This window comes from Hymenobacter algoricola (assembly GCF_039539525.1).
GTDB lineage: Bacteria > Bacteroidota > Bacteroidia > Cytophagales > Hymenobacteraceae > Hymenobacter > Hymenobacter algoricola.
Genome location: NZ_BAABDH010000063.1, coordinates 1 through 1,609, shown reverse-complemented (window position 1 = coordinate 1,609; position 1,609 = coordinate 1). Strand labels below are relative to the sequence as shown.

Below are 1,609 nucleotides of genomic sequence, written 5' to 3'. Positions count from 1 at the left end.
CGGAATTTAAGGGTCGAAATTTTGCTGCACTTATAGTAGCGGTTAGCAGGCTGCATAACAGTAAGTTACGCCCATTCTCTTGACTTCTGCTTCCTAAGCCCCTTGCTATCCCTGTGATTGTCGTCAGCGCAGCCATATGGGCGGCGCTGGCAACCCTACGCCACGAGCGCGAAAACCACCAGCTCCGCGCCGAAAAGCGGGCTGCCGAAGTGGCCTTCCTCAAAACCCAAATCAACCCGCATTTCCTCTACAACACGCTCAACATGCTCTTCAGCATGGCCTACCCGGTGGCCAAACCCGTGGCCAACGCCATCCTGAAACTCTCGGAGCTGATGCGCTACATGCTGCACGACACGCCCGACGGCCAGGTTGACCTGGAAAAGGAAATCGAGTACTTACATAACTACCTTGACCTCTACCGGCTGCGCTTCCCCGGTAGCTTCCACGTCCAATTCACCTTGACCGGTGAGCCAGTCGGTCGTCGGGTGGCCCCGCTGGTGCTCATTCCCTTCGTGGAGAACGCCATCAAGCACGGCGTGCTCGACGACCCCAAAAACCCGGTTCACATTCGCCTATACGTCGACGGCAACCAAGTGCAGTTTGAAGTCGAAAACCAGCGCAGCAATGCGAACAAAGATGCCACCACCGGCATCGGCCTGCCCAACCTGCGCCGGCGGCTGGAACTGCTGTACCCGGAGCACCACACGCTGCAGGTGGGAACAGCGAAGGGGCAATTTACCACGTTGCTGCGGCTCGTGGGGTAACTAAACGGCATGCAGCGCACAGCGAGCGCAGTATGCCGTTCTTTGATTTCAAACGCTTCCTACTCTGCCCATGATTCGCTGCCTCGCTGTCGATGATGAAGCCCCGGCCCTGCTCATCCTGGCCGACTACATCGGCCAGTTGCCCTTCCTCACGCTGGTGGGCACCACCACCAATCCCATTGAGGCGCTGACCCTGGTGCAACAGGGCCAGGTCGATTTGGTGTTTCTGGATATCCAGATGCCCAAGCTCACCGGCCTGCAATTCCTCAAGCTGGCCGGCAACAAGTGTAAGGTCATCCTGACCACTGCTTACCCCGAATATGCCCTCGAAGGCTACGAAAATGACGTGGTGGACTACCTGCTTAAGCCTATTTCCTTCGAACGCTTCTTCAAAGCCGCCCAAAAGGCGCTGGCGCTGCGGCTCGTGCCGGCCGTATCCGCGCCGGTCGTTCCGCCAATTCAGGTCGCCGCCCCCCTTCCGGCAGCGACATCGGCTGCTACCGGCCATATGTTCGTGAAGGGCGAGAGCAAAAACAAGTTCCTGCGCGTCAACTACGCCGACATACTCTACATCGAGGGGCTGAGCAACTACGTGTCCATCCAGTTGCCGACGCAACGCGTGGTCACCTACCAGACGCTCAAAGAGCTGGCCGAGACGCTGCCCCAGCCGCCGTTTCTGCGGGTGCACAAGTCCTTCATCGTGTCGCTGGATAAGATTCGCATGGTCGACGGCAATACGCTTTAGAGTTGTTCCCAAATAGTATTTTTGGGCATGCTAGATGTGAATACGATTACAGACGACCGCCAAATGCGGGCGTTGACGGGCTTGGATTTGGAAGCGTTTT

2 protein-coding genes are annotated in these 1,609 nt (G+C 57.6%); both read left to right on the top strand.

Annotated features, from left to right (window positions below; translation table 11 throughout):
- The first annotated feature begins 113 nt into the window (after positions 1-113).
- The gene (locus ABD842_RS13820) at positions 114-764 is read left to right on the top strand and encodes a sensor histidine kinase (RefSeq protein WP_345114967.1); all 651 of its coding nucleotides are present in this window, start codon (positions 114-116) and stop codon (positions 762-764) included.
- 70 nt (positions 765-834) lie between these two features.
- Positions 835-1,509, top strand: a complete 675-nt coding sequence (locus tag ABD842_RS13815; protein ID WP_345114964.1) for a LytR/AlgR family response regulator transcription factor — start codon at positions 835-837, stop codon at positions 1,507-1,509.
- Positions 1,510-1,609: the final 100 nt, after the last annotated feature.

Bases quoted from the DNA above. Each gene is read 5' to 3' on its own strand.
- ABD842_RS13815 (WP_345114964.1), top strand. From the start codon at position 835: ATGATTCGCTGCCTCGCTGTCGATGATGAAGCCCCGGCCCTGCTCATC.